The 25850-nt window shown below is 59.9% G+C and carries 21 protein-coding genes and 1 pseudogene; 17 read left to right on the top strand and 5 right to left on the bottom strand.

Going from position 1 to position 25850, the window contains the following annotated elements:
- The first annotated feature begins 73 nt into the window (after positions 1 to 73).
- From AC3I0A_RS22665 to AC3I0A_RS22640, 6 genes are all read left to right on the top strand, one after another.
- Positions 74 to 529, top strand: coding sequence for a flavodoxin (locus tag AC3I0A_RS22665; RefSeq protein ID WP_489374818.1), 456 nt, complete (start codon positions 74 to 76; stop codon positions 527 to 529).
- Positions 530 to 790: 261 nt separating this feature from the next.
- Positions 791 to 1693 carry an alpha/beta fold hydrolase gene (locus AC3I0A_RS22660; protein ID WP_489374817.1) on the top strand — a complete coding sequence of 301 codons (903 nt, stop codon included), beginning with the start codon at positions 791 to 793 and terminating at the stop codon, positions 1691 to 1693.
- A 289-nt stretch (positions 1694 to 1982) separates the two neighbouring features.
- Complete coding sequence (locus tag AC3I0A_RS22655) at positions 1983 to 2894, top strand: SDR family oxidoreductase (protein ID WP_489374816.1); 912 nt, start codon at positions 1983 to 1985, stop codon at positions 2892 to 2894.
- A gap of 498 nt (positions 2895 to 3392) precedes the next feature.
- On the top strand, positions 3393 to 5186 hold the full coding sequence (locus AC3I0A_RS22650) for a DUF1302 domain-containing protein (protein WP_489374815.1): 1794 nt from the start codon (positions 3393 to 3395) through the stop codon (positions 5184 to 5186).
- Positions 5187 to 5208: 22 nt separating this feature from the next.
- Positions 5209 to 6579 (top strand): DUF1329 domain-containing protein, encoded by a 1371-nt coding sequence (locus AC3I0A_RS22645; RefSeq protein ID WP_489374814.1) that lies wholly within the window; start codon positions 5209 to 5211, stop codon positions 6577 to 6579.
- A gap of 145 nt (positions 6580 to 6724) precedes the next feature.
- Positions 6725 to 9280: a LuxR C-terminal-related transcriptional regulator gene (locus AC3I0A_RS22640; protein WP_489374813.1), complete on the top strand. Its 2556-nt coding sequence runs from the start codon at positions 6725 to 6727 to the stop codon at positions 9278 to 9280.
- A gap of 34 nt (positions 9281 to 9314) precedes the next feature.
- Here the strand turns inward: AC3I0A_RS22640 and AC3I0A_RS22635 are convergent, their stop codons facing one another.
- Positions 9315 to 10106, bottom strand: coding sequence for an IclR family transcriptional regulator (locus AC3I0A_RS22635; protein ID WP_489374812.1), 792 nt, complete (start codon positions 10104 to 10106; stop codon positions 9315 to 9317).
- Between the two features lie 164 nt (positions 10107 to 10270).
- Here AC3I0A_RS22635 and hmgA point away from each other — a divergent pair, with 164 nt between their 5' ends.
- Genes hmgA through maiA form a run of 3 tightly spaced genes read left to right on the top strand, consistent with a single transcriptional unit; the run spans position 10271 to position 13531 of the window.
- Complete coding sequence (hmgA, locus tag AC3I0A_RS22630) at positions 10271 to 11575, top strand: homogentisate 1,2-dioxygenase (protein WP_489374811.1); 1305 nt, start codon at positions 10271 to 10273, stop codon at positions 11573 to 11575.
- Positions 11576 to 11578: 3 nt separating this feature from the next.
- Complete coding sequence (gene fahA, locus AC3I0A_RS22625) at positions 11579 to 12883, top strand: fumarylacetoacetase (protein WP_489374810.1); 1305 nt, start codon at positions 11579 to 11581, stop codon at positions 12881 to 12883.
- A 12-nt stretch (positions 12884 to 12895) separates the two neighbouring features.
- Positions 12896 to 13531, top strand: a complete 636-nt coding sequence (gene maiA / locus AC3I0A_RS22620; protein ID WP_489374809.1) for a maleylacetoacetate isomerase — start codon at positions 12896 to 12898, stop codon at positions 13529 to 13531.
- Between the two features lie 179 nt (positions 13532 to 13710).
- Here the strand turns inward: maiA and AC3I0A_RS22615 are convergent, their stop codons facing one another.
- The gene (locus tag AC3I0A_RS22615) at positions 13711 to 14514 is read right to left on the bottom strand and encodes a SirB1 family protein (RefSeq protein WP_489374808.1); all 804 of its coding nucleotides are present in this window, start codon (positions 14512 to 14514) and stop codon (positions 13711 to 13713) included.
- A 181-nt stretch (positions 14515 to 14695) separates the two neighbouring features.
- Here AC3I0A_RS22615 and AC3I0A_RS22610 point away from each other — a divergent pair, with 181 nt between their 5' ends.
- The 4 genes from AC3I0A_RS22610 to AC3I0A_RS22595 all read left to right on the top strand — a co-directional run bounded on the left by AC3I0A_RS22610 (position 14696) and on the right by AC3I0A_RS22595 (position 19030).
- A complete protein-coding gene (locus tag AC3I0A_RS22610) occupies positions 14696 to 15715 on the top strand; it encodes a Glu/Leu/Phe/Val dehydrogenase family protein (RefSeq protein ID WP_489374807.1) in 1020 nt (339 codons plus the stop codon).
- A gap of 100 nt (positions 15716 to 15815) precedes the next feature.
- Positions 15816 to 16910, top strand: coding sequence for a pyruvate dehydrogenase (acetyl-transferring) E1 component subunit alpha (gene pdhA, locus AC3I0A_RS22605; RefSeq protein WP_489374806.1), 1095 nt, complete (start codon positions 15816 to 15818; stop codon positions 16908 to 16910).
- Positions 16903 to 17892, top strand: coding sequence for an alpha-ketoacid dehydrogenase subunit beta (locus tag AC3I0A_RS22600; RefSeq protein WP_489374805.1), 990 nt, complete (start codon positions 16903 to 16905; stop codon positions 17890 to 17892). The genes pdhA and AC3I0A_RS22600 overlap by 8 nt, the downstream gene beginning before the upstream one ends.
- A gap of 28 nt (positions 17893 to 17920) precedes the next feature.
- Positions 17921 to 19030, top strand: coding sequence for a dihydrolipoamide acetyltransferase family protein (locus AC3I0A_RS22595; protein WP_489374804.1), 1110 nt, complete (start codon positions 17921 to 17923; stop codon positions 19028 to 19030).
- A 170-nt stretch (positions 19031 to 19200) separates the two neighbouring features.
- Here the strand turns inward: AC3I0A_RS22595 and AC3I0A_RS22590 are convergent.
- Positions 19201 to 19440 (bottom strand): annotated as a pseudogene (locus AC3I0A_RS22590) (YebG family protein); the annotation flags it as partial.
- Between the two features lie 372 nt (positions 19441 to 19812).
- Here AC3I0A_RS22590 and AC3I0A_RS22585 point away from each other — a divergent pair.
- Positions 19813 to 20313: a phosphate-starvation-inducible protein PsiE gene (locus tag AC3I0A_RS22585; protein WP_489374803.1), complete on the top strand. Its 501-nt coding sequence runs from the start codon at positions 19813 to 19815 to the stop codon at positions 20311 to 20313.
- Here AC3I0A_RS22585 and AC3I0A_RS22580 read toward each other — a convergent pair.
- Together AC3I0A_RS22580 and AC3I0A_RS22575 are read right to left on the bottom strand one after the other, a co-directional pair.
- Positions 20310 to 20639, bottom strand: coding sequence for a DUF3509 domain-containing protein (locus tag AC3I0A_RS22580; protein ID WP_489374802.1), 330 nt, complete (start codon positions 20637 to 20639; stop codon positions 20310 to 20312). The two genes, AC3I0A_RS22585 and AC3I0A_RS22580, sit on opposite strands and share 4 nt — an antisense overlap.
- Positions 20640 to 20965: 326 nt before the next feature.
- Complete coding sequence (locus AC3I0A_RS22575; RefSeq protein ID WP_489378576.1) at positions 20966 to 21019, bottom strand: hypothetical protein; 54 nt, start codon at positions 21017 to 21019, stop codon at positions 20966 to 20968.
- 125 nt (positions 21020 to 21144) lie between these two features.
- On the opposite strand from AC3I0A_RS22575, the gene AC3I0A_RS22570 reads away from it, so the two are divergent.
- The 3 genes from AC3I0A_RS22570 to AC3I0A_RS22560 are packed head-to-tail and all read left to right on the top strand — an operon-like array spanning position 21145 to position 25605.
- A complete protein-coding gene (locus AC3I0A_RS22570; protein ID WP_489374801.1) occupies positions 21145 to 22929 on the top strand; it encodes a type I secretion system permease/ATPase in 1785 nt (594 codons plus the stop codon).
- Positions 22910 to 24223, top strand: coding sequence for an HlyD family type I secretion periplasmic adaptor subunit (locus AC3I0A_RS22565; RefSeq protein ID WP_489374800.1), 1314 nt, complete (start codon positions 22910 to 22912; stop codon positions 24221 to 24223). Before AC3I0A_RS22570 ends, AC3I0A_RS22565 begins: the two co-directional genes overlap by 20 nt.
- 2 nt (positions 24224 to 24225) lie before the next feature.
- Positions 24226 to 25605, top strand: a complete 1380-nt coding sequence (locus tag AC3I0A_RS22560) for a TolC family outer membrane protein (RefSeq protein ID WP_489374799.1) — start codon at positions 24226 to 24228, stop codon at positions 25603 to 25605.
- The last annotated feature ends 245 nt before the right edge of the window (positions 25606 to 25850 follow it).

Genomic DNA, 25850 nt, shown 5'->3' with positions numbered 1-25850 from the left:
TAGAGAGGCAATCGCCGGTTTTTTGCCTCTGCTGTTAATATCCCGTTTTTTACTCAGCTTCAGGATCAGATTGATGAAAGTCGCCATCCTTTCCGGCTCGGTGTACGGCACGGCTGAAGAAGTCGCCCGGCATGCCGCAAACATTCTAAATGCCGCGGGTTTCGAAGCCTGGCATAACCCACGGGCAAGTCTGGCCGATGTTCTGGCATTCGGTCCCGAGGCGTTCCTGGCCGTGACCTCGACCACCGGCATGGGTGAGTTGCCGGACAACCTGCAGCCGCTGTATTCGATGATTCGTGATCAGCTGCCTGCGGCCTGGCGCGGTCTGCCTGGCGCAGTGATCGGTTTGGGCGATTCGAGCTACGGCGATACCTTTTGCGGCGGCGGTGAGCAGATGCGTGAACTGTTCGCCGAACTGGGCCTGCGTGAAGTCCAGCAAATGCTGCGTCTGGACGCCAGCGAAAGCGTCACCCCGCAAACTGACGCCGAGCCTTGGCTGGCGCAGTTCGCGAGCGCTCTGCGCGGTTGACCGGGCTGTTGAATCTGTTCGCAGCGCCATTGCTGGCGTCTGTAAATTGGATCCTGAGTTGAGCTGATCGATACCCGACTCAGGTCTGACTCGCTCGGCCAGTAAGCTGGCTGCCAATGCAACTACCGCAAGCCCGGAGGCTGACTAGACTGGTTGGACGTTAGCAAAATAATAAAAAAATAAAACTGCCGAGGTCATTGCCGTGAGCGTAGGGCCCATTCAATCGAAACCCGATCAACAAGACTCGGGATACAAACGCTAATGCCACTCGCCGAGATCCCTCTTTGCGTCTGGCGCAAACGCGGACAGAGCTTTGTGTTTCGTGGCCAGACCATTCGCTACTGGATGGCGGGGCAGGGTGAACCGCTGTTGCTGATTCATGGCTTCCCGACCGCCAGTTGGGATTGGCACTACCTCTGGCAGCCGCTGGCTCAGCGCTACCGGGTGATTGCCTGCGACATGCTCGGCTTTGGCGACTCGGCCAAACCGCAGGATCATGAGTACAGCCTGCTGGAACAAGCGGACCTGCAACAGGCGCTGCTGGAGCATTTGGGTATCGAGCAGCCGGTGCATGTGCTGGCCCATGATTATGGCGATAGCGTTGCCCAGGAACTGCTCGCCCGGCATTACGAAGCCAGTATCCATATTGCCAGTTGCGTGTTTCTCAACGGTGGCCTGTTTGCGGAAACCCATCGTCCGGTGCTGGTGCAGAAACTCTTGCTCAGCCCCTTGGGCTGGATGATCGGCCGGGCGTTCAGCCGTGACAGGCTGGTCAAGAGCTTCAGCCAGATCTTCGGTCCTCAGACCCGGCCCAGCGAAAGTGTGCTGGATGACTTCTGGAGCCTGATCGACAACAACCATGGGACGCGGATCCTGCACAAACTGATCGGCTACATCCCGGAGCGTCGGGTGCAGCGCGAGCGGTGGGTCAGCGCCATGCAGCGTGGTGCTGTGCCGCTGCGGGTCATTGATGGTGAGGTCGACCCGATCTCCGGTGCGCACATGGTCGTGCGCTACCGGGAATTGATCCCGGAACCGGACACCATCCTGCTGGCGCAGATCGGCCATTACCCCCAGACCGAAGCACCAACGCAGGTGCTCAAACATTATCTGGATTTTCGTGATCAGCTGGTTTCCCCTGCCCGGAAAATGGCCTGTTCCTGAAATAGCTTTGTAACGCAGACCCTGTGGCGAGGGGGCTTGCCCAAATGCCGGTCAGTTAAGGCGCAGAACCTGTGGGAGCGGGCTTGCCCGCGAAGAACGATGACGCGTAATACCTGAAAAGCCGCGGTGTTTTCTTCGCGGGCAAGCCCGCTCCCACAGGGTTTTTCGTTCAGCCACCAATCATCCCCCAGCCTTATCGCGCAGCATTCAGCCTGCGCCGTGTTTATTGTGACCGGCAAGCCTGTGCCTGACACTTGGCATATTGTCCATTGGCCTGCTGGAGTTCCGTATGAATGAGTCTGTGCGCTTCGAAGATAAAGTGGTGATCGTCACCGGCGCAGGCGGTGGCCTCGGGCGGGCTCACGCGCTAATGTTCGCCAGACATGGCGCGAAAGTGCTGGTCAACGATCTTGGTGGCTCGGCTCAGGGTGACGGTGCCAATGCTTGCGCAGCAGACCGTGTAGTGGCTGAGATTCGTGAAGCCGGCGGCACCGCGCAGGCCAACCATGACTCGGTGACCGACGGCGACAAAATCGTCCAGAACGCTCTGGATGCATTCGGCCGCGTTGACGTCGTCGTCAATAACGCGGGTATCCTGCGGGATAAAACCTTCCACAAAATGGACGACAGCGACTGGGACCTGGTTTACCGCGTTCATGTCGAAGGCGCCTACAAAGTCACCCGCGCCGCCTGGCCACATATGCGCGAGCAAAACTATGGCCGAGTCATCTTCACCGCCTCGACTTCAGGCATCTACGGTAACTTCGGCCAGTCCAACTATGGCATGGCCAAACTCGGCCTGTATGGATTGACCCGCACTTTGGCCATCGAAGGCCGCAAGAACAACATCCTGGTCAACGCCATCGCCCCAACCGGCGGTACGCGCATGACCGAAGGCCTGATGCCGGCGCAAGTTTTCGAACTACTCAAGCCGGAGCTGGTCAGCCCGCTGGTGGTGTACCTGGCCAGCGAAAACTGCCAGGAAACTTCGGGCTTGTTTGAAGTGGGCGGTGGCTGGATGGGTAAAGTCCGCTGGGAACGCAGCCTTGGCGCCGGGTTCGACCCCCGTGAAGGATTCGCCCCCGAAGACGTGGCTGCCCATTGGCAGCAGATCTGCGACTTCGAAGGTGCGGTGCATCCTAAGGACAACCTTGAAGCGTTGAAGGAAATGATGGCGAATTTGCAGAGGTATTCGCTTTAACGGATCTAGCAGGCAAAAAAAAGCCGCTGCATCAGCCGCGGCTAAAATAAGACGTTAGATCAAGGAGCAATAAATCTACGTCAGTGAATTCAGGGATGACGAATTGAAACAGGATTTTCAATCCGTCTGAAATCTGTCGATTCAGAAGTGGCGTCGTCACACTTCAACCGTTACTCTTTCTCGCTGTTTGCCGTGAAAGCCCAGCAAGAATAAGTACTTATCTCCCCATGAAAAATAGCGATTCAGGACATTGACTGTTACAGCTTCAGTAACAGTCACCGTTCAGACTTCACGCGTCCCCGTAGAAAGCGTGCACTGCCTCGCGCTATCCATCCCCCTGATAACCCCCCATCCAGCCCATGCATGCTTCGCTGCAAGTCCCGGCAGGCGCAGGCATTCATCCTTTAGAGGTACACCGCGAATACCTCCTTGGTGCGCTTATCGCCCCCGGTTGCCGGCAGTAGGGTGGGGCCTTCTGTCACTCACCGGGGAAGACGCATGACAAAAACAACAATGCGCGCCATCTTCAGGCCGCAGGCGCTGGCTGTCGCGGTTGCCTTGGGTTGCTGTGCCCAGGCGCAGGCTGTTTCATTCAATATCGGGGAAATCGAGGGTCAGTTCGACTCCTCGCTGTCGGTGGGTGCGAGCTGGGGGCTGCGCGATGCCGACAAGGACCTGGTCGGCATCGTCAATGGCGGTAGAGGGCAGGCGTCGACCGGTGACGATGGACGTTTGAATTTCAAAAAGGGCGAGACATTCTCGAAAATCTTCAAAGGCCTGCACGACCTCGAGCTGAAGTATGGCGACACCGGTGTGTTTGTCCGCGGCAAGTATTGGTATGACTTCGAGCTGCAGGACGAAGATCGCGAGTTCAAGCCGATCAGTAACCACAACCGTAAAGAAGGCGCCAAATCATCCGGTGCGCAAATTCTCGATGCCTTCGTGTACCACAACTATTCCATCGCCGATCTGCCTGGCACGGTGCGGGCCGGTAAACAGGTGGTCAGTTGGGGCGAAAGTACCTTCATCGGCAACTCGATCAACAGCATCAACCCGATCGACGTTTCCGCTTTCCGTCGTCCTGGCGCAGAGATCAAGGAAGGCCTGATTCCGGTCAACATGTTGTTCGCCTCTCAAGGCCTGACCGACAAACTGACCGTGGAAGGTTTTTACCAACTGGAGTGGGATCAGACCGTTGTCGATAACTGCGGCACTTTCTTCGGTAACGACGTCGTTGCGGACGGCTGCACCACCGGCTACACCGTCGGCAGTCCGGCAATCCGACCGCTACAACCGCTGGCGGCGGCTTTCGGTCAGGGCTTCGAGGTCGGTTCCGAGGGCGTTATCGTGCCCCGCGGTGGTGACCGTGATGCCCGCGATTCCGGACAATGGGGTACCGCGTTGCGCTGGCTGGGTGATGACACCGAGTATGGCCTGTACTTCATGAACTATCACAGCCGCACGCCGACGGTCGGCACCACCACTGCCGGGCTGTCGACACTGGCCAGCCTGCCGGCAATGATCAGTATCGCCAACCAACTGGCACCGGGCAGCGGCGCGGGACTGGCGCAAAGTGTGATGCTCGGGCGCGGTCAGTATTACCTCGAATACCCGGAAGACATTCGTCTGTATGGCGCCAGCTTCGCTACCACCTTGCCCACGGGCACTGCCTGGACTGGAGAAATCAGCTATCGCCCGAATGCGCCGGTACAGGTCAACTCCACCGATCTGACCCTGGCCATGCTCAACCCGATTGCCGGTGGTGCTGCGTCGCCGATCCAGACTAGGCCTGGGGCTGACAATACCGGTTACCGACGTAAAGAAATCACCCAGATGCAAAGCACCCTGACGCACTTCTTCGATCAGGTGCTGGGGGCTGATCGCCTGACCCTGGTCGGGGAAGCGGCGGTGGTGCACGTCGGTGGTCTGGAGTCCAGGAGCGAGCTGCGTTACGGCCGTGATTCGGTTTACGGGCAGTATGGTTTTCGCGGCGATACCGATGGTTTCGTCACGTCCACCTCCTGGGGGTATCGCGCCCGGGCAATCCTCGATTACAGCAACGTGATCGCCGGGATCAACCTCAAACCCAACCTGTCCTGGTCCCATGACGTCAGCGGCTATGGCCCCAACGGGCTGTTCAACGAAGGCGCCAAGGCCATCAGCCTCGGAGTCGATGCCGACTACCGCAACACCTACACCGCCAGCCTCAGTTACACCGACTTTTTCGGTGGTGACTACAACACCCTGACTGACCGTGACTTCGTCGCTTTGAGCTTCGGCGTGAACTTCTGATATGGCTGAGAAGGACAACAACATGCGCAAGATGATTCTGCAATGCGGTGCCCTGGCCTTGAGCCTGCTGGCTGCCAACGTGATCGCCGCGGTCTCGCCCGAGGAGGCCGCCAAACTGGGCACGACGCTGACGCCGCTGGGGGCCGAGAAGGCCGGCAACGCCGACGGCTCGATTCCCGCGTGGACCGGTGGTCTCCCGAAAAACGCCGGTGCGGTGGACAGCAAAGGCTTCCTCGCCGATCCGTTCGCCAATGAAAAACCGCTGTTTACCATCACCGCCGCCACAGTCGATAAATACAAGGACAAGCTCTCGGACGGGCAAGTGGCGATGTTCAAACGCTACCCCGAAACCTACCGGATTCCGGTGTATCCAACTCACCGTACCGTTGCATTGCCGGCCGACATCTATGAGTCGGCCAAGCGCAGCGCCCTCAACGTGACGCCGATCAACGACGGCAATGGTCTGGCCAACTTCACCGGCAACCGCTACTACGCCTTCCCGATTCCGAAGAATGGCGTCGAGGTGATCTGGAACCACGTCACCCGCTACCACGGCGGCAACCTGCGCCGCACCATCACCCAGGCCACGCCGCAGACCAATGGTGACTTCACCGTCATCCGGTTCAAGGACGAGGTCGCCGTGCCGTCACTGCTCAGCGACCTGAAACCTGGCAGCGACGATAACGTCCTCAACTACTTCAAGCAGGAGGTGACCGCGCCTGCGCGGTTGGCGGGCAACGTGCTGTTGGTCCATGAGACCCTCGATCAGGTCAAGGAACCGCGCAAGGCATGGATCTACAACGCCGGCCAACGTCGTGTACGGCGTGCTCCGCAGGTGGCCTATGACGGTGTGGGTAGCTCGTCCGACGGCCTGCGCACCACCGACAACTTCGACATGTTTTCCGGTGCACCGGATCGCTATGACTGGAAGCTGATCGGCAAGAAAGAAATGTACATCCCCTACAACAGCTACAAGCTCGACTCGCCGAATCTCAAATACACCGACGTGATCAAGGCCGGGCATATCAACCAGGACCTGACCCGCTACGAGTTGCATCGGGTCTGGGAAGTCGTCGCCACGGTCAAGCCGAACGAGCGGCACATCTATGCCAAGCGTCACATGTACATCGACGAAGACAGCTGGCAGGTGGCTCTGGCCGATCACTACGACGGTCGTGGCCAGCTCTGGCGGGTAGCCGAAGGGCATGCGCAGTTCTACTACGATAACCAGGTTCCGGCCTATACGGTCGAAGCCCTGTACGACATCATCGCCGGTCGCTACATCGCACTGGGGATGAAAAACGAAGAGAAGCGCAGCTTCGAATTCGGCATCACCGATGCCAAGGCAGGGGACTACACGCCTGCGGCCTTGCGGAGTACAGGGGTTAGGTAACGAATCCTACGAACTCCTACATAAAGGGTGACCATTTGGTCACCTTTTTTATGGGCACAAATCAACGCGCTGAATACTTCTTCAACAAGCTGTAGCGACAGGGCTAGGGTTGGCCTACAAAAATAAACATAAAAGGCACGCCGTAATGACTGCCATGACCCTGTGCCTGGATCGTCCTGGATTCCTGCCCCGCCTGTCGTCCCAGCACTTGTCACGCAACCGTTTGACGGCGCCGTTACTGGCCTCGCCAGCGCGGGTGAAGCTGCTCTGCGCCCCCGCCGGTAGCGGCAAGAGCGCCTTGCTGGCCGAGTGCCTGCTACAGGCGCCGCCTCACTGCCAGGTCTGGTGGCTGCCCTTGGCCGGCGCGGCGCAAAGTCCCGCTGATTTCTGCGCGGCACTGGCGCGGGCATTAGGTCTTGAGTCGATGGACGAGTCATCGCTGCTGGCTTACCTGACGCGTTTGCAAACGCCCACCTGGTTGTTCCTCGATGACTATTGTCGAGGCCCTGCGCCTGCGCTGGATATGCTGCTCGATCGCTTGTTGGCCGTCAGCAGCCCGGCCCTGACCTGGTGGCTGAGCGGTCGTCGACGGCCGCAATGCAACTGGCCGCGCTTGCTGCTCGACGATGAGTTGTACGAGTGCGATGGTCATGGTTTGCCGTTCGATCAAGGGGAGATCCAGCAACTGCTGCTGCGATTGCCGCAACCGCACTGTGCGCAAACGCCGCAGAGGATCTTGCGGTGCAGCGGCGGATGGTGCGCCGGGGTCCGCCTTGCGCTGCTCGACGGTGGTGACTGGACGGTCAATGAAGGCAAGCAGGGGCGTTCGGGCACCTTGCTCGATTATCTGGAGCACGAGCTGTTCAGCACCTTGGCGCCGGAGCTGTCGGAAGCCTGGCGGGTGCTGGCGCATTTGCCGCGATTTAATGCCCGGCTGTGCGAGCATTTGTTCGGCGCAGGCGAAGGCGCGCAGTGGTTACGCTCACTCCAGGAGCAAGGGTGTTTCATCGAGCCCTGGGAAGACTCGGCAGACTGGCTACAGGTATTCCCGCCGCTGGCGCAATTGATGCGTGAAGAAGAATGGCCGGCGGGGCGCTCCTGGCATCGTCGAGCGTGTCAGTGGTTCGCGACTCAGGAGGACTGGCAGGCAGCCTTCGAACAAGCCTTGTTGGCCGAGGAATACGAAGTCGCTGTCAGCCTGTTGCAGCACTTCAGCTTCGAGCATCTGTTCGAGCAGCAGAACGTGGTTCTGCTGTTGCGCCTGCATGAACAGCAAGGTGAAGAGCTGATGCTCGGCACCCCGCAACTGGTCGGTCTGATCACCGCCGCCTTGCTGTTCGCCGGACGCTTCGAGGAGGCCGCCATCTGCATCGATCAGATGGCGCGTTTCGCTCCGCAACCTTGCGCCACTCTGCAACGGCAGTTAGTGGCGCGTTGGCAGGCTCAGCAGGGATGGTTGTTGCACTTGCTCGGCAGAGTCGAGCCGGCACGCGCGCACTTTCTCGAGGCGCTGACCGAGCTTCCGGCAACGGCTTGGGCTGCGCGTTTGCTGTGCCTGTCCGGGCTGACGCAGCAGGCGCTGCTCAAGGGCGAACTGGATGGGGCTCAGGCGATCAATCGCGAAGCGCTGTGTCTGGCGCGTGCGCAAGGTTCGTTGCTGTTCGAGGGCTTGCTGGAACTGGATCACGCACAACTGCTGGAGCAACGTGGGGCGCTTCACCGGGCTGACAGCCTGTTGGGTAATGTCTATGAGCTGCTGTGCAAGCAATGCAATCGCGCTACACCCTTGCTGGGGCGGATTGCCTTGCGCCGCGGACGCCTGGCGTTGCGCCAGGGACAGGAGGTGCAAGCGGCGGAGTATTTTCAGTCGGGGCTCGAGGGGTGTTCGCGCAGCCAGGACAAGCTCGCCTTGTACGGTTTTCTCGGGCAGGCGCTGTTGGCGGCCAATCAATCTGACTATGCCCAGGCCTTTGTCCGTTTGCGTGATGCCGAGCGGTTGATGCAACAGCGGCATATCCCCGATACCGTCTACCGCGGCGTATTGCTGCAAATCAGCAGCCATTTCTGGTTGCAGCAAGGGCGACCGAAACTGGCCCACGAAGCCTTGAGCCGGGTGCTGTGTCATTACCGCGGGCCGCATGCACGGCAGGCGCCACCGGCGACTCTGGAGTTGATTCCACGAGTCGAATATCTGCTGATACTGGCCAACGTCTATCTGCATCAGGCGCAACAACCGCTACAGCAGCTCACGACCCTGGTAGAGACCGCTCAACGCCAGGGCATGCTCGGCCTTGAGGCTGAGTTGCAACTGGCGCGGGGCGAAGTGGCTCATCTGTGCGGTGATCCGAGATTGGCCAGGCAGTTCCTGGAAGAGGGGCTGAGTCTGATCCGGCGCTGCAATCTGCAACAAGCCTTGTGCGAGCTGCGCCTGCGTCAGCCGAACCTGCTGCGAGACCTGGGTCTGGACGTGCAGGATGTCGACGAGACGTGCGCGGCCAATGGCGAAAACCCTCTTAGCCAGCGTGAGTTGGAGGTCCTCAAGTTGATTGCTCTGGGGAGTTCCAATCAACAGATTGCCGAGCAACTATTCATCTCGTTGCACACGGTGAAAACCCATGCCCGGCGGATTCACAGCAAATTAGGGGTGGAACGCCGGACTCAGGCGGTGGCGAAAGCCAAGGCGTCAGGGTTAATGAACTGAGCCCAATCGCGCAGGCGTTCGCTGACCATTGGTTTTACGGTTGGTAACCCATCCGCCAACTCACCGCCCGGGTCGCGGCCAACAAACGTTGCGCCGCCGGACCATTCTCATCGGCATGAAACAGCGACGCTGGTCCAACCACCGTCAGCACCGCCGCGACCTTCCCGACTGCGTTGAACACCGGCGCGGATAACGCGTCCACCCCCGGCAGCAGCAAGCCATGCACATGGTGCAGGCCGCGTGTGCGAATCTGTTCGCACAGCGCCGCGTAAGCCGTTTCATCGGCCAGTAGATGACTATCGCTCGCCTTCAGTTCCTGCTCACGCAACTCGACGGTTTCGCGGTTCGGCAGGAAAGCGCCGAACACCAACCCGGTCGACGAACTGAGCAATGGCAGCACCGAACCCAACTGCGTCACGACGGTGACCGCGCGTACTGCCGGCTCGATATGCACCACAGTCGCGCCCTGGTTGCCCCATACCGCGAGGAAGCAGGTTTCGTTCAGCTCATCGCGCAACTCGGCCAATGGCAGGGCGGCGACTTTCAGCACGTCCATACTATTCAGAGCGGCCAAACCCACACGCAACGCTTCACGGCCGAGGCCGTAATGGTTGGTGGCGGTGTTCTGCTCGGCAAAGCCGCTGGCAATCAGCGCCTGCAAATAGCGATGGACCTTGCTCGCCGGCATCTGCACGTGTTCGGCCAGGCGCGACAAAGAAGTGGCCGGCGACAGTTCCGCCAGGGCCTTGAGGATGTCGGTACCGACCTCGGCCGAGCGGACTTTCTGTTTACCGTTGCTGGCGCTGGTGTCGCGCGGCTTTTCCATGGGTTAGTCATATCTGGAGATGAATGGGCGTCTTTATAGCTTGACGGTCAATACCAATCAAATTACGTTATGCGTAATTGAATTACGACAAAAATAATGCAGGCGTGCTGAGACTTCTTGATCGGAAGGTGCGGCCCTCTGCCCACTCCACTCAAGGAGGCTTCATGACCCTCGATTCTTCGACGCCAGCGCTGGCTTACCAGTCAGGCTTTGGCAACGAATTTTGCAGTGAAGCGCTGCCCGGCGCATTGCCCGTCGGCCAGAATTCCCCGCAAAAAGCCCCTTACGGTCTCTACACCGAACTGTTTTCCGGCACCGCATTCACCATGGTCCGCAGCGAAGCGCGGCGTACCTGGATGTACCGCATTCAGCCGTCGGCCAATCACCCGGCATTCGTCAAGCTGGATCGGCAACTGGCTGGCGGCCCATTGGGTGACGTCACGCCCAATCGACTGCGCTGGAACCCGTTGGACATTCCCTCTGAGCCGACCGATTTCATCGACGGTCTGGTGAGCATGGCGGCCAATTCGGCAGCGCAAAAGCCGGCCGGGATCAGCATCTATAACTACCGCGCAAATCGCTCGATGGAGCGGGTGTTCTTCAATGCCGACGGCGAGTTATTGGTGGTGCCCGAGCAGGGCCGTCTGCGGATTGCCACCGAACTGGGCGTGCTGGAGCTGGAACCGCTGGAAATCGCCGTGCTGCCTCGTGGGCTGAAATTTCGCGTCGAGTTGCTCGATGCCCAAGCGCGCGGCTACATCGCCGAGAACCATGGCGCGCCGCTGCGTTTGCCGGACCTGGGGCCGATCGGCAGCAATGGCCTGGCCAATCCGCGAGACTTCCTGACCCCGGTCGCCCATTACGAAGATCTCAAGCAGCCAACGACTCTGGTGCAGAAATTCCTTGGCGAACTCTGGGGCTGCGAGCTCGATCATTCGCCACTGAACGTGGTCGCCTGGCACGGTAACAATGTGCCGTACAAATATGACCTGCGGCGTTTCAACACCATCGGCACCGTCAGTTTCGACCATCCCGATCCGTCGATCTTCACCGTCCTCACGTCGCCGACCAGCGTCCACGGCCTGGCCAACCTCGATTTCGTGATCTTTCCGCCACGCTGGATGGTGGCCGAGAACACCTTCCGTCCACCCTGGTTCCATCGCAATTTGATGAACGAGTTCATGGGCCTGATCCAGGGCAGCTACGACGCCAAGGCCGAAGGCTTTCTGCCGGGCGGCGCGTCCCTGCACAGTTGCATGAGCGCCCACGGGCCGGACGGCGAAACCTGCACCAAAGCGATTGCCGCCGAGCTTGCACCGAGCAAGATCGACAACACCATGGCCTTCATGTTCGAGACCAGCCAGGTGTTGCGCCCGAGCCGCTTCGCCCTCGACTGCCCGCAGCTACAGAACGACTACGATGCTTGCTGGGCTGCATTGCCCGCTACTTTCAACCCGAACCGGAGATAACCCATGAATCAGCCAACCATCACTCGTAGCTGGGTTGTCTCCGCCAACGACCACGCCGACTTCCCGCTGCAAAACCTGCCGCTGGGTATCTTCAGCGTCAACGGTTCTGCACCGCGCAGTGGCGTAGCCATCGGTGAGCACATCTTCGATCTGGAAGCGGCGCTGGACGCCGGCCTGTTCGACGGCGCAGCACGTACGGCGGTCGAAGCCACCCGCGGCGGTCAGTTGAACGCATTTTTCGACCTGGGGCGTGGCGCTCGCGTCGCGTTGCGCGAACGTTTGCTGGAACTGTTCACCGAAGGCAGCACCCTGCGCGGCAAGATCGAAGCTCAGGGCGCGAAACTGCTGCCACTGGCTGCGAACTGCCACATGCACCTGCCAGCGAAGATCAACGACTACACCGACTTCTACGTCGGCATCGAGCACGCACAGAACGTCGGCAAGCTGTTCCGTCCCGATAATCCGCTGCTGCCGAACTACAAATACGTGCCGATCGGCTACCACGGCCGCGCCTCGACCATTCGCCCGTCCGGCACCGACGTGCGTCGACCAAAAGGCCAGACCCTGCCGGCCGGCCAGACCGAGCCGACTTTCGGCCCATGCGCGCGCCTGGACTATGAGCTGGAGCTGGGCATCTGGATCGGGCAGGGCAACGCCATGGGCGACTCGATCGCCATTGGCGACGCAGCCGAACACATCGCCGGTTTCTGCCTGCTCAACGACTGGTCGGCCCGGGATATTCAGGCGTGGGAATACCAGCCGCTGGGTCCGTTCCTGTCGAAAAGCTTCATCACCAGCATCTCGCCGTGGGTGGTGACCGCCGAAGCGCTGGAACCATTCCGCCGCGCCCAACCGGCTCGCCCGGAAGGTGATCCACAGCCGCTGCCGTACCTGTTCGACAAACGCGATCAGTCCTTAGGTGCGTTCGACATCGAACTGGAAGTGCTGTTGCTCACCGAAGCCATGCGCGAACAGAACCTGCCGGCCCATCGCCTGACCTTGAGCAACACCAGACACATGTACTGGACCGTGGCGCAGTTGGTTGCGCACCACAGCGTCAACGGCTGCCAGTTGCAGGCCGGCGATCTGTTCGGTTCGGGGACGTTGTCAGGGCCTGAAAACGGTCAGTTCGGCAGCCTGCTGGAAATCACCGAAGGCGGGAAAAAGCCGATCGAACTGGCCTCGGGCGAAGTGCGTAAATTTCTTGAAGACGGCGACGAAATCATCCTGCGTGCTCGCTGCAGCGCTGAGGGTTTTGCCTCCATCGGTTTCGGCGAATGCCGCGGCAAAATCCTGCCGGCACGTTAAGAGGGGCGCGCCATGGAACTCTATACCTACTACCGCTCGACCTCGTCCTATCGAGTACGCATCGCGCTGGCACTCAAGGGGCTGGATTACCAGGCGCTGCCGATCAACCTGATCGCCGCCCAGGGTGGCGAGCATCGGCAGCCGGCGTACCTGAGCGTCAACCCGCAGGGTCGCGTACCGGCCTTGCGCACCGATGAAGGCGACGTGTTGATCCAGTCACCGGCCATCATCGAGTACCTCGAGGAACGTTATCCACAGGTGCCGCTGCTGTCCAAAGACCTCGCTGCCCGCGCCCACGAGCGTGGGGTCGCGGCGTTGATCGGTTGCGACATCCATCCGCTGCACAACGTCAGTGTGCTCAACCTGCTGCGCGAATGGGGCCACGACGAGGTTCAGGTGGTGCAGTGGATCAGTCACTGGATCACCCAGGGACTGGCGACGGTCGAACACTTGATCGGCAACGAGGGCTACTGCTTTGGCAGTGAGCCGGGGTTGGCGGATGTCTACCTGATCCCGCAGCTGTATGCGGCCGAGCGCTTCAATATTTCCCTTGAGGCCTACCCACGGATTCGCCGGGTCGCCGCATTGGCGGCCCAGCATCCGGCGTTTCTCAAGGCCCATCCGGCACAGCAACCCGATACCCCTTAGCTCGAGCGGACACTGACGGCCTTTGTGGCGAGGGAGCTTGCTCCCGCTCGGCTGCGCAGCAGCCGTAGAACCTGCCAATGCGGTGTGCCTGACAAAATTGGGTTACTGATTTTAGGGCCGCTACGCGCCCCAGCGGGAGCAAGCTCCCTCGCCACAGGAGGCACTGCGATCTTTTCGCTTCAATGCACTACCGAATTAGGCGGCAAATGCCCCAGCCGCTCGGTCAATCGCAACCGCTGAATCGGATCGTCACTGAGCAGCAACGCATGCTCCAGATCGAAGCGTTCGGCGTTCGGGCAATCCAGGCGTTGGTAGAGGCTGGCGCGGGCCAGGTAATCGGCAGCGGTGGAGTTGCCGATTTCCAGCACACGCTCGGCGTCGATCAGTGCGCCGAGGCTGTCGTCGTTGGCCAGGTGCAGCTGTCGCAGGTTGCGCGACAGGCGCTGCAGCATCTGGATCGGTTCGGCGCTGACCAGATGTTCTGCGCTGAGCTTGATGTTCGGGCCGTATTGGCGTTGCAGCAGTTCGCGGCAGTCATTGGGGTACAAGCGCCGTCCACCGCACGGATCGAGCAGATAGTCGGCGCCGGGCACGCGCAGCAGGAAATGCCCCGGGAAGTTGACGCCGACCATGGGGATCTCCAGGCACCTGGCCAGTTCCAGAGCAATCAACCCCAGCGCCAGCGGTTGTCCGCGTTTGCGCTCCAGTACTTTATCGAGCAACGCCGCCTGAGGGCGCAGCGGGGTGGAGTCATCCTGCGCAAAGTGCAGGTCATTCATCCGGCGCAACAAGGGTTGCCCGAGTTCACTCACCGGCAACATCGGCAACCCCGAGCTGACTCGTAGCAGCAGTTCCTTGAAGTTGTGCAACACCACCTCTGGCGCTACCGTCGGATCGTGCTCGGCAGCGATCCACAGCGCCGCTTCGAAGAGCGCCGGTGGAGAGCGTTGCAGGCAGTCGAAAAAAGCTTGGCGGGGGGTCATCAAAATCTCCGGTGAATGCCTCGTTTTAGCCCCGTCGCCGGCTTTCGTCCAGTACTGTACACAGGGTGTTGCGGGTTATGTCTTAAAGCCTGCAAAGCGGCTCGGCTTATTCCCGTGCGCTTCAGCAATCTTTCGCGGGAAGCCTATACTGGCGCTATAAGCTTGATTCGGGAGCCCGATGATGTTCGCTCTCATGCAAAGCACTCGCCTTGAATCGTTGCACCTCAGCGTCGACTCTGCGACCGGGTTGAAGGCGGTGATTGCCATCCATTGCAGCCGTCTGGGGCCAGCCCTCGGTGGTTGTCGTTACCTTGCCTACCCCGACGACCAAAGTGCCGTGGAAGATGCCGTGCGCCTGGCCCAGGGGATGAGTTACAAGGCCGCATTGGCCGGTCTGGCCCAAGGCGGCGGTGTAGCCGTGATCATTCGTCCGGCCCATGTCGAAAGCCGCGCCGCCTTGTTCGAGTCCTTCGGTCGCTGCATCGAACAGCTCGACGGTCGCTACATCACCGCCATCGACAGCGGCACTTCGGTCGCCGACATGGATTGCATCGCCCAACAAACCCAGCATGTCACCAGCACCACCGCGGCGGGCGACCCTTCGCCGCATACCGCCATGGGTGTCTTCGCCGGAATTCGCACCACCGCCATGGCCCGTTTGGGCAGCGATAACCTCGAAGGCTTGCGGATTGCCGTTCAAGGCCTGGGCAATGTCGGCTTCGCCCTCGCCGAGCAGTTGCACGCGGCGGGCGCCGAACTGCTGGTCAGCGACATCGACCAAGGCAAAGTGCAGTTGGCCATGGAGCAACTCGGTGCCCATCCGATTGCCCATGACGCGTTGCTCAGCACCCCGTGCGACATCCTCGCGCCTTGTGGTCTGGGCGGTGTGCTCAACCGTCATAGCGTCGCCCAATTGCGTTGCGCGGCAGTGGCAGGTTCAGCCGCCAGCCAACTGACCAATCTGGAAGTCGCCGATCAACTGGAGAATCGCGGAATCCTGTATGCGCCGGACTATGTGATCAATTCCGGCGGGCTGATTTATGTCGCGTTGAAACATCGCGGCGAAGAGCTGACGACCATTACCGCCCATCTTTCGAAAATCGGAATGCGGCTGACCGAAGTCTTTGCTCATGCCCAAGCCGAAAAGCGCTCCCCTGCGAGGGTGGCGGACGATTTGGCGGAACGTTTGCTGTACCGATAGGAGCAAAGGCCCCACCCCCGGCCGATCTGCTCGAAAGGCCCGCGCCACAAGCGCGGGACTCAACGGCATCACGCTTACCCGGCGTGGAAGGAGCTGTGCCATGCCCCAAAAGGTCAACCTTCCCTATACCCGTTACGTCTCCCCTGAAGGCCAATTGCTCGGAGAACTTCCTGCCTGGGCGGATGATTTCAATCTGCTGACGCGCCTCTACCGGCAGATGGTCCTGACCCGCCTGTTCGATCAGAAAGCCGTCGCCCTGCAACGCACCGGACGCATTGGCACCTACGCGCCGACCCTGGGCCAGGAGGCGATCGGCGTGGCGATCGGCAGCCTGATGCACCCTGAAGATGTGCTAGTGCCCTATTACCGCGACACCGCCGTGCAATTGATGCGCGGTGTGCGCATGGAAGAAATCCTTCTGTATTGGGGCGGCGACGAGCGTGGCAGCGACTTTGCCGAACCTGCGGTGGCTCAGGACTTTCCGATCTGCGTGCCGATTGCGACTCAGGCGTTGCATGCCTGCGGCGTTGCCAGTGCGTTCAGGATTCGCGGCGAACACCGGGTGGTGGTGACCACCTGCGGCGATGGTGCCACCAGCAAAGGCGATTTCCTCGAAGCCCTGAACGTGGCGGGAGCGTGGCAGTTGCCGGTGGTGTTCGTGATCAACAACAACCAATGGGCGATCTCGGTACCGCGGCGGATTCAGTGCGGTGCGCCGACCCTGGCGCAAAAGGCGATCGGCGCTGGCTTTCACGGCGAGCAGGTTGACGGCAATGACATGCTCGCGGTGTATGAGCGCATGCAAATCGCCCTCGAACGGGCCCGCCACGGCAAAGGCCCGGTGCTGCTGGAATGTGTGAGTTATCGCCTCGGCGACCACACCACTGCGGACGACGCCACGCGTTACCGTCCGGCCGAAGAGGTCAAGCAAGCCTGGCTGGAAGAGCCGATCAAACGCCTGCAAACCTTCATGGCCGGGCAGGGCGTCTGGGATGAGGGGCGCGAGCAGGCGCTGATCGCCGAATGCCAGGGACTGGTGCAGCGCGCTGTGGATAAGTTCGACGCAGCCGGCAATCAGCCACCCGAAGCGATAATGGACTACGTCTATGCACAGTGGCCGGCGGCTTTGGCTGAACAGCGCGAATGGCTACTCGAGCGGGCCGCGCGCCGCGCGGGAGGTTCGGCTCATGAGTAATGGAAAAGTCAGCCTCCTGGAAGCGGTGAATCTGGCGATGCACCGGGCCATGAGCGAAGACGAAAACGTCATCGTCCTCGGCGAAGACGTCGGCGTGAACGGTGGGGTATTTCGCGCCACTCAAGGATTACGGGACAGCTTCGGCTTCAAGCGGGTGATCGACTCGCCGCTGGCTGAAACCATGCTCGGTGGACTGGTGGTGGGCATGGCTGCCCAGGGCTTGAAACCGATAGTGGAAATTCAGTTCATGGGGTTCATCTACGCCACCATGGAACATCTGGTGTCCCACGCCAGCCGCATGCGCAACCGCACGCGGGGGCGGATTACCTGCCCGATGGTGCTGCGTTCACCGATGGGCGCCGGGATTCGTGCGCCGGAGCATCACAGCGAAAGTACCGAGGCTTTATTGGCGCATATTCCGGGCTTGCGAGTGGTGATTCCCTCGTCGCCCGCCAGAGCCTACGGCCTGTTGCTGGCGGCCATCGACGATCCCGATCCGGTGGTGTTTCTTGAACCGACCCGGCTCTACCGAATGAACCCGCAACCGCTGGTCGACGATGGCAAACGCCTGCCGCTCGACACTTGCTTCACCCTGCGCGAAGGCAGCGACATCACCTTGATCAGCTGGGGCGCCAGCGTCATGGAAACCCTGCAGGCCGCCACCGCGCTGGCCGAGCAGGGCGTTTCGGCGGAAGTGATCGATGTCGCCTGCGTCAAACCTCTGGATCTCGACACCCTGGAGGCTTCGGTGCGCAAAACCGGTCGCTGCGTGATCATCCATGAAGCGCCGCGCTCCTGTGGCGTCGGCGCGGAAATCGCTGCAAGCCTCTACGAACGGGCCTTGCTGGAACTACATGCGCCGATCCAGCGCGTCACCGCGCCGGACATCCCGCCGCCGCTGTATCGACTTGAACAGCTGTATATCCCCAACGTTGAAGACATCCTTCACGCCTGCGATACCGCGCTGCTGCACCACTTCTAAAGAGGCGCCTGAGCCCGAGGAGGGAGCAATGAAATATTTCAAACTGCCCGATCTTGGCGAAGGTTTGCAGGAGGCGGAGATCGTCGAGTGGCACGTCAAGGTCGGCGATACGGTGAAGGCCGATCAACTGCTGGTCTCGGTGGAAACCGCCAAGGCGCTGGTGGATATTCCTGCGCCCTATGACGGCGTGGTGGCAAAAATCTACGGCGGTGAAGGCGACATTTTGCATGTTGGCGAACCCTTGCTTGGCTATGAAGGCGAAGCGGATGCGGGCACCGTCGTCGGGCGTCTCGAAGGCGGCGGTAACAGCCAGGACGATCAATTTTTCGTCGGCGCCGCGCCCTCGACCCGTGAACACATGGCGACTCGCGCCACCCCGGCGGTACGGCAATTGGCGCGGCAACTGGGCGTCGACTTGAGTGCTTTAAGCGGTTCCGGCACTGCTGGGGCGATTACTCGCAGTGATGTTGAAAGCGCGTCCCAGACCGAGCGCGACAAATTCGGCGGCGAGAAACTACGCGGCGTGCGTCGCAGCATGGCACTGAACATGGCCAGGTCCCACGCCGAAGTGGTGCCGGTGACGATCTTCGGTGATGCCGATCTGCATCGCTGGGGCCAGGCCCGGGATCCGTTGATTCGCCTGGCCAAAGCCATGGCCGCCGCCTGTGCCGTGGAGCCGGTGCTGAACAGCGCGTTCGACGGCAAGTCGTTATCGATCAAACAACACCGGACACTCGACCTGGGGATTGCCGTGGACACGCCGGACGGCTTGTTCGTGCCGGTCCTGCGCGATGTGGGCAATCGTGCATCGGCAGACCTGAAAGAAGGCGTGAGTCGATTGCGAGCCGACGTGCAGGCCCGTTTGATCCCGCCCAAGGAGATGATGGGCGCGACCCTGACGCTGTCCAATTTCGGCACCTTGTTCGGGCGTTACGCCAACCCGGTGGTGGTGCCGCCGCAAGTGGCGATTCTTGCTGCCGGAGCCATTCGCGAAGAGCCGGTCGCCATGAACGGCAAGGTTGTCGTGCACCCGATCCTGCCGCTGTCCCTGACCTTCGATCACCGGGCGGTGACCGGCGGTGAGGCGGCGCGGTTTTTCAAGGCGTTGGTCGAGGCGTTGGAGCAACCTGAGGATTAGACCTTTCTTGAAGGCATGAAAAAGGCCCTGAGCCATTTGACTCAGGGCCTATTCAATTCGGGCGTTGCTTACTTGGCGGGCTTGGCGGCTTTCGCGGGCTTGACGGGCTCCGCTGCTTCAGTCGCTTCAACTGGTTCAGCTACTTCGACTACTTCTGCCGGCACGTTGAGCAACTCGGACAGTGCGTCCGGTTGGCTCTTGAATGCCTTGGCGAACACATCGCGGTTTTTCGCCATGTAGATCCCGGCTTCTTCCACCTGCTGCTCGGTCAGCGACGGAACCGCTTTTTGCAACACTTCAGCCAGCAATTCAGCCAGTTCAAGCATTTTGTCATGACGGTCAGCTTCGGCTTTATCCATGAACAAACGCTCCAGATCTCGGCTGCTGCGGTATACCACTTCGACGGCCATTCACCACCTCACATGCCTTCACGAAAAATTGTCTTTTGCGACTACTGTATTTTTATACAGCTAAAAGCATAAGCGAATCCCTGCGCTTTGGGTAGTGGCTTTTCAATGTAGCTGTGTTTTTGGGTTTGTCAGGTAGACCTGGTCGCCTGATTCGCGGGCAAGCCCGCTCCCACAGGGTGCACGATGCTTTTGTGGGAAGGGCCGGGCGACGTTCGCTTGCCCGCGAAGGCGTCGGTACAGACATCGCAGAAAGTGCCTCATGCCATGCCGCCATCATCTCACCTCTCAATCCCTGGCCTTTTTTCTGCATGCAGAGAAACCGTAACGTCAAACCCGCATGATCCGGTCGAACCGACCTAAGGAAGTACCATCGTGAAAATCAATTGGGCCGAGAACCTTCGCCAGAACGTTCATCAGGTGGCCGAGTCGCTGGGCAATCTGTTCGTCGAGACGTTCCATTACCTGGCGCTGTTCGCCATTGGTGCGGTGACAGCCTGGGCGGCGATTATGGAATTTCTGCAGATGATCGAAGAGGGTCATATCAAGATCGATGACATTCTGCTGCTGTTCATCTACCTCGAGCTGGGGGCGATGGTCGGGATTTACTTCAAGACCAACCATATGCCCGTGCGCTTCCTGATCTATGTGGCGATCACCGCACTCACGCGATTGCTGATCTCGAACGTCTCGCATCACAATCCGCCAGACGTGGGGATCATTTACCTGTGCGGTGGGATTCTGCTGCTGGCGTTCGCGATTCTGGTGGTGCGTTATGCCTCGTCGCAGTTCCCTTCAGTGAAGATCGAACACCCGCAACGCAAGGTCGGTGCGGGCTCCAGTGAGCATCCGGAAGTCGAGAAGGGCGAACTTTAAATCCCTGCCGCACGCAAGGAGTGGCCGGCCGGCCAGCCCTTGCGTGGTGGCGCCATCAGTTTGAGGTTATCGCCATCGGTCATGGCTTCGAGAATCGCCAGGGCGCTATGGCCCTGTTCGATGGCGATGCCGAACTGAATGCTTTGCACCAGCCGTTTCAGGCGCTGCGGATCATCACGTTGTTCGGCGCTGATCATGCGTTTGGCCACCACACGGCCGGCGTTGGAAAGGGTCAGCATGATGCTGCCGTCGAGCCCTTGAATGCTCAGGTTGACCTGATACTGCGGGGCAAAAGCATCGGTAATGATCTGAAAGGGGTTGTCCATAATGCGTCACCGCCTGATTGGATCGTGCAGTCATTGACCGGCCATGATCGGGATTAGTTCGTATTTCCGGACCATCGGCAGGCCGTTCGCTGAGGTTTCACAAGTCCATTTTTCCTCATGACTGACAAAGCAAAGGGCATGCCGGGAAAATGGTCAGGCAATGAAGCGGCGGTAAACCGCTCATAAAAAGGCGGGCTCACAGGCACGCTTTTCAATTCGGTGCCCGCTTCAGGGCATGAGCAAGAAGATGATCGCCGAAAACGCCACCAAACCGGTCACGAATCCATTCGACAATTGCCTGAAATTGCCCTTGGCGTCGTACATGTCTACGTGCGCTTGGCAAAGGAGTGGCGCTTGGCCACCCTCACCTGAGCTTCCACCACCCACACGCGATGTTGCTCATAGCGCTGAACATCGGCCTGAGGCGATACGGCCAATGGCTACACACAGTCGTTCGGCATGATCTAAGCTCCACAAGGTATGGCTTTTCGAGCAGGGGGGTTCAATGCGAAGCACACCTGAAAACAGTCTGCAGAATGCGTTGAAAGCCTGTAGAGACAGCTTTGTTTCTGTGGGTTTTTTCAGCTTTTTCATCAACGCGCTAATGCTCGTTCCTACCTTCTATATGCTTCAGGTGTATGGGCGAGTGTTGGCCAGCGGAAGTCTAACGACCCTGGCAATGCTGACGCTGATCATGACCGGGCTGGTGGTCACGCTCGGCTCCCTGGAGTGGGTTCGTTCGCGCATCATGGTTCGGGTCAGTACCCGGCTGGATGTGTTGCTGAGTCGCCAGGTCTATAAGGCCAGTTTCAAACGGGCTCTGGACAGTGGCGGCATGGATGCCTCGGCCCAGTCGCTCAACGACTTGACGGGCTTGAGACAGTTTCTCTCCGGTAATGGATTGTTCGCCTTTTTCGATGCGCCCTGGTTGCCTATCTATATCGCTGTGATGTTCATGTTTCATCCCTGGTTTGGCTGGGTAGCGACGGGCAGTGCTCTATTGTTGTTATTGCTCGCATTTATCAATGAGAAGCTGACGGGACCCGCACTGGCCCAGGCCAACAAGGAGCATATCGGCGCGACGCTCTACACCACGAAAAATCTGCGCAACGCTGAAGTCATCGAGTCCATGGGCATGCTTGAAACCCTTATGGACCGTTGGGGGCGTCGTCAAAGAAACGTCCTGTTGCTGCAGGCCCAGGCGAGCGATAGAGGTGCCATCGTCAGCACGCTTTCCAGGACCTTCCGGATTCTGGTGCAGTCACTGATCCTTGGTCTGGGGGCGTACCTGGCCGTAGACCAGCAGGTGGGGGCAGGCTTGGTGTTTGCCGGGTCCATTCTGCTAGGGCGCGCATTGGCCCCCATCGATCTGATCATCGGCAGCTGGAGGGGCTTTATTGCGGCCCGCTCGCAGTACCGCCGTCTCAACGACATTCTCGACAAACAACAGGCTCAGCCCGAGCGTATGTCATTGCCTGCGCCTCACGGGCACGTGCAGGTGGAGAATTTAATAGTCGCGGCACCTGGCTCGAAAACCCCGATCATCAACAACATAAGTTTCAGCGCACCTGCCGGCTGCGTTGTCGGAATCATCGGTCCAAGTGCCGCGGGCAAGTCCACCCTGGCCAGGGCACTGATGGGGGTATGGGCGCCGCAGCATGGCGTGGTCCGGCTCGATGGCGCGGACATCAGCGCGTGGGACAAACATGAACTTGGGCCGTATATAGGTTACTTGCCCCAGGACATTGAACTATTCGAAGGCAGCATCAGCGAGAACATTGCCCGCTTCACCGAGGTCGATTCCGAGAAAGTCATTCTGGCGGCCAGGACTGCTGGCGTTCACGAAATGATTCTGCTGTTTCCCGATGGCTATGACACCGTCATTGGCAGCGATGGCGTCATGCTTTCGGGGGGGCAGCGCCAACGCATAGGCCTGGCCCGTGCCCTGTATGGCAACCCGCGGCTGATTATCCTCGACGAGCCCAATTCCAATCTCGACGAAGTCGGTGATCGCGCCCTGGCTGCGGCCATCCGGCAGCTCAAGCTGACAGGTGCAACCCTTTTTGTGATTACTCACCGAACCAACATCGTGTCCCAACTTGACCGGCTCATGGTGATGAACGGTGGCGCTATCAGTCTCTATGGGCCACGCGAGCATGTGCTGGCCGAACTCAACGCGCAGCACCAGCAGGCACAAAAGCACGCCATGCCAGCAGGCGCCAGCATGGCTTCGGTCAATACCAGAAAGGGCGATGCCGATGAACCCTATGATGCCCAGTCGTCAAATTGATAGCTTCGCCGACCTGGCGGTATCCGATCGAAAAATACGTCGCCTGGGTTTTGGCATTGTACTGGTGATCTTCGGTGTATTCGGCACCTGGGCGGCGATCGCACCGCTCGAGGGTGCTGCTTACGCGCCAGGGGTGGTCACCGTGCAGACTTACCGAAAAACGGTACAACACCTGGAAGGTGGCATCGTCAAAGAGGTGTTGGTCCATGACGGTGACATCGTCAAGCGTGATGCTCCGCTGATCATTCTTGATGATGCCCAGTTGCGCTTCGAATACGAGATGACCCGAGGCCAACTGGTCGCGACCCAAGCCATGGAGGCAAGACTCAGAGCCGAGCGCGACACACAGTCGGCGATCAGCTTTGGGGAGATAGCCGATCCCGCCAGTCTGCGAGGTGCCGAAGCACGCCAGGGCGAGACCCAGGTATTCAACGCGCAACGGGGATCACGTCTGGGCCAGATAGCGGTGCTGCAGGAGCGCATTGGTCAGTTGAATCAACAGATCAAGGGATTGGAGGCGATAATCGGCGCCAAGCGCCATCTGGAGAAATCCTACAGCGGTGAAATCGATGAATTGACCGACCTGCTGTCGCAAGGGTTCGTTGACAAACAACGTCTGCTCGAGCAGGAACGCAAGCTTGGGATGCTCAGGTCCGAAGTGGCCGATCACCGATCCACGATTAACACAACTCGTCTGCAGATCAACGAAACACAGCTGCAGATTCTCCAAATCGATAAAGATTTCAATGCCGATGTCGTCAAACAGCTGGCCGAGGTTCAGACCAGGATGTACGACCTGCAAGAGAAAACTTCAGCCCTGGAAGACCGACTCGGTCGTATCGTCATCCGTGCACCCGACGCGGGTATGGTGATTGGCATGACGGTGCATACGATTGGTGGAGTCGTGAGCCCGGCGACGCCGCTGCTGGACATTGTTCCCTCGGTTTCCGAACTGGTCATAGAGGCCCAGGTAGCACCAGTCGATATTGATCGTATCGCCATCGGCAAACGCGCCGATATCCGTTTCGGCGCGTTCAACAGCTCGACCACTCCGGTGATCGAAGGCGAGGTCAGCAGCGTATCGGCTGACCGGCTGACCAACGAAAAGACCGGGACGGCCTATTACCTGGCGCGGGTCCGGGTAACCGAAGCCGGTGTGCGTACCTTGGGTGAGCGCACGTTATTGCCGGGGATGCCAGCGGACGTATTGATCATCACCGGGGAACGCACGCTGTTGCAGTACTTGATGCAGCCGGCCCGCGATGCCATCTCTCAATCGATGATCGAGGAATAACCATGCGAGCGTCGGCAGTTCTGCTGGGCGGTGCATTCCTGCTTGCAGCGGGTGCCGCCTTGGCGCAAACCACTGTAGCAACGCCGACCGGGGTCAGTGCCTCGACGTTTTCCACCGACCTCATGCAGTTGTATCGCGAGGCCCGGCTGGAAGATCCGCGGGTATTGGCCTCCTATGCGCAAGCGCAGGCGGGCCAGGAACATCAGCGCGAGGCCATGGGTTCACTGTTGCCGCAAGTCTCGCTCAATGCAGGGACGAATCGGATTCATCAGGAGAATGACCTGGTGCAGCGCAGTTACGATAGCGAAAACTACAGCCTGGTGCTGCGTCAGTACCTCTACAACAAGGCCGCGTGGGAGAACTACCAAAAATTCAAAAGCCTGGCCAAGCAGTCCGAATCGGACGCGCTGGAAGCCCAGACAGAGGCCACAATGGAGTTGGCGCGGCGGTACTTCACCGCGTTGGCGACCGAGGATGAACTGGAGTTGGTGAAGGCGGAGCGTCGAACCACGCAAAAGAGTCTGGACCGAGTCAATGCGTTGTACGAAAAGCAGCTGGCAATGATTACTGATCAGCTCGACCTCAAGGCCCGGGTAGATTTGCTGGCGGCACAGGAACTGGATGCCCGCAACCAGGCCAGTATCAGTCGCGAGGCACTGGCGGAGATCGTCGGCCGGCCGGTCAAGGAGAAGCTCAACCGGATTCGCGATGATGTGCAACTACGGGCTTCGGCGCAGAGTCTGGAAACCTGGGTCCGCGAGGGTATAGCGCTAAACCCGGCGCTCAAGGCCAACGAGAGCGGTGTCGAAGCAGCGGGCGCTGCGTTGCGCAGCGGCAAGGGCGGGCACTATCCGACCCTGAGTCTTACTCTGAGCGCGCAGCAGACCAACGAGGGCTACAACAATGCCCTGCAGCCGCGCACCGACAGTTATGTCGCCGGTATTGGCGTTCAGGTGCCGCTGTACAGCGGCGGCTCGACCTCGGCGCGGGTCCGTGGGCTCTACCAGGATCAGATTACCGCCGAGCAGGAACTGGAAGCGATCCGGCGCCGGGTGGTCAAGGAGATCACCAGCGCTTACCTGACCGCCAATTCGAGCGCAGAGAAGATCGGTGCGAGCCGCAATGCCCTGGCCTCGGCACAGCTGTCCAGAGTGGCGGCAGAGAAAGCGCTCAGTTACGGAATGGTCAATGCCGTCGATGTACTGAACAGCGTACGCAACGAATTCCGGGCTCGTCGTGATCTGCTCAAGACGCAATACGAGTTCGTCACCAATGTCCTCACGCTCAATCGCTGGGCGGGAAAGCCGCCTGCCGAGAGTGTCGAAAGCGTTAATGCCTGGTTGAGCCCCGGCAGCTCCAGCCAAAACCTCACATCCCCCTGATCCTGCAGGCAATACCGACTTTATCCCCGTCCCGACTGGACGCTGCCGGTTGGTTTTTCGATGCATGTCCCACTCACCATGTCCCAGCACACGAATCCATGACTTTGCCGGACGCCTATGCGCTGGCGCGGGCGCCAGTTGCTATTTCTACCAGCAGGACGGGGCGGCCAGTGCTATTCGCTGATTTCGCCAAGGTCTGGCTCGTGGGTGGCTCTGCGAAGAAGGTTTCGCCGGCAAATTGACGC

The organism is Pseudomonas sp. KH_024_B2 (assembly GCF_057839965.1).
The sequence above is the reverse complement of the archived record's forward strand: the minus strand, read 5'-3'. Positions and strand labels throughout refer to the sequence as shown.